A 1818-nucleotide genomic window follows, 5' to 3' on the forward strand; every position below is an offset into this window, starting at 1 on the left:
AAACCGATGGCAGTTTTTCTTTTTCGGCAAGTATTCAAGAAGTCATTAAGTCGTGAGTATAATCGAAGTGGTAGAAAAGTTATCTCTTATATCGGTTGTAACTTTTTTATGAACTCTATTGACAAGAAAACTTGGTATGTGTATAATTAAAATGTGCAAAGAAAACTTGGCATGGAGGTGTTTTTATGAAAAAGGACGAAATCTTAAATGCAAGCAGAAAAGAACATCGCAATAAGGACTTGGCTGAAATGGAAGTGGTATATCAAGCCGGAAGTCACGCAAGCAGAGTTGGTGCTTTAGTGTGTTGTTTGCTTTCGCTGTTATCTTCTGTGCTTGCTCATACTATGATTTACAGTCCGTGGGTTATATACTTCAGCATTATTGCAACACAATGGTTAGTTCGTTTTATCAAAATGAAGCGAAAGAGCGATTTGGTCTTGACTGTTCTGTTTTTTTGTGCTTTCCATTTTGGCATTTGTTGGATTTGTTAGCCACCTTTTAGAGGTGAGAATATGAAAGAACAATTACAACTGAAAAATCACTTAAAGGAAGTTCGCACAGAAGCAAATCTTTCTCAAGCTCAGCTTGCAGAAATGGTAGGGGTATCAAGAAATACCATTAGTTCTATTGAAACAGGACAGTTTAATCCAACTGCAAAATTGGCTCTAATTCTTTGTATTGCATTGGACAAAAAATTTGAGGAACTATTCTATTTTTAGGAGGTCATTATGGAAAATATTATAATGTTGATTTTGGGAGTGTTCATATCTGTTGTGGGAATTGTAAATATCAAAGGCAATATCAGCACAATTCACTCTTATAACAGGCGAAAAGTAAAGGAAGAAGATATACCAAAGTATGGAAAAACAGTTGGCACAGGAACGCTGATTATAGGAATATCTCTTGTATTAGGTTTTATTGTTTCGTTTTGGAGTGAAATAATTATAGATTATATCATTCTTCCAGCAGTTATTGTCGGATTAGGCTTTATATTGTATGGACAGTTCAAATACAATAAAGGAATTTTTTGAGAATCAGGGAGGTATAAAGATGGAATTGAACACAATATCAGGTCTGGCGATAGCGGGAGTTATCTGCTCTGTTGTCCTCTCGATGGGGGTACCGATTGCTTTGTTCATTGCAGGAAGGGTGAAGCTTAAGGCAAGGATTTCCTCGTTCTTTATCGGAGCAGGAACCTATCTGCTGTTTGCCATGCTGTTGGAGCAGCAGCTGCATGTTCTTGTCATTCAGTTCTGCGGACTGAACGCACAGAGCAGGCCATGGCTTTACTATGTGTACGCGGCTTTGGCTGCAGCGGTTTTTGAAGAGACCGGAAGACTGATTGCCATGAAGTTCTGGATGAAGAAATGGCTGGATTTTCCAAATGCACTGATGTATGGAATCGGGCATGGCGGTGTAGAGGCCATTCTGATTGGAGGACTCTCCGGAATCAGCAATCTTGTGTCCATGCTGATGATCAACAGCGGAGCCATGCAGAATACGCTGGCGGCACTTCCTGCTGAGTCTGCAAACCAGACCGTGTCACAGCTGTCGGCCCTATGGACAACACCGGCACCACTCTTTTTTGTAAGCGGAATCGAAAGAATCAGTGCCATCATTCTGCATATCGGGTTGTCACTGCTGATCTACCGGGCGGTAAAGGCAGGCAAATGCAGGACAGCGGCTTTTACAGCGGTTCTTGCATATGGGATTCATTTTATTGTGGACTTCTTTGCCGTGGCAGGTCCGGCGCTTCTTCCCATCTATGTGATTGAAATTGGTGTCTTTGTGATGGCAGCCGGAACTCTTGTTATGGCG

At 41.1% G+C, this 1818-nt stretch carries 4 protein-coding genes; all 4 read left to right on the plus strand.

Annotated elements, in window-relative coordinates; translation table 11 throughout:
* Positions 1-185: 185 nt before the first annotated feature.
* Positions 186-491, plus strand: coding sequence for a DUF6442 family protein (locus tag I2D69_RS19645; RefSeq protein ID WP_227199279.1), 306 nt, complete (start codon positions 186-188; stop codon positions 489-491).
* 21 nt (positions 492-512) lie between these two features.
* Complete coding sequence (locus I2D69_RS19650; protein WP_003865061.1) at positions 513-719, plus strand: helix-turn-helix transcriptional regulator; 207 nt, start codon at positions 513-515, stop codon at positions 717-719.
* A gap of 9 nt (positions 720-728) precedes the next feature.
* On the plus strand, positions 729-1031 hold the full coding sequence (locus I2D69_RS19655; protein WP_008121271.1) for a hypothetical protein: 303 nt from the start codon (positions 729-731) through the stop codon (positions 1029-1031).
* A gap of 19 nt (positions 1032-1050) precedes the next feature.
* Positions 1051-1818, plus strand: a 768-nt coding sequence (locus tag I2D69_RS19660; protein ID WP_227199280.1) for a YhfC family glutamic-type intramembrane protease, incomplete at its 3' end; no start/stop codon positions are given.

It is taken from the genome of Ruminococcus sp. D54t1_190329_F1 (assembly GCF_015551645.1).
Classification (GTDB): Bacteria; Bacillota; Clostridia; order Lachnospirales; family Lachnospiraceae; genus Blautia_A; species Blautia_A faecis.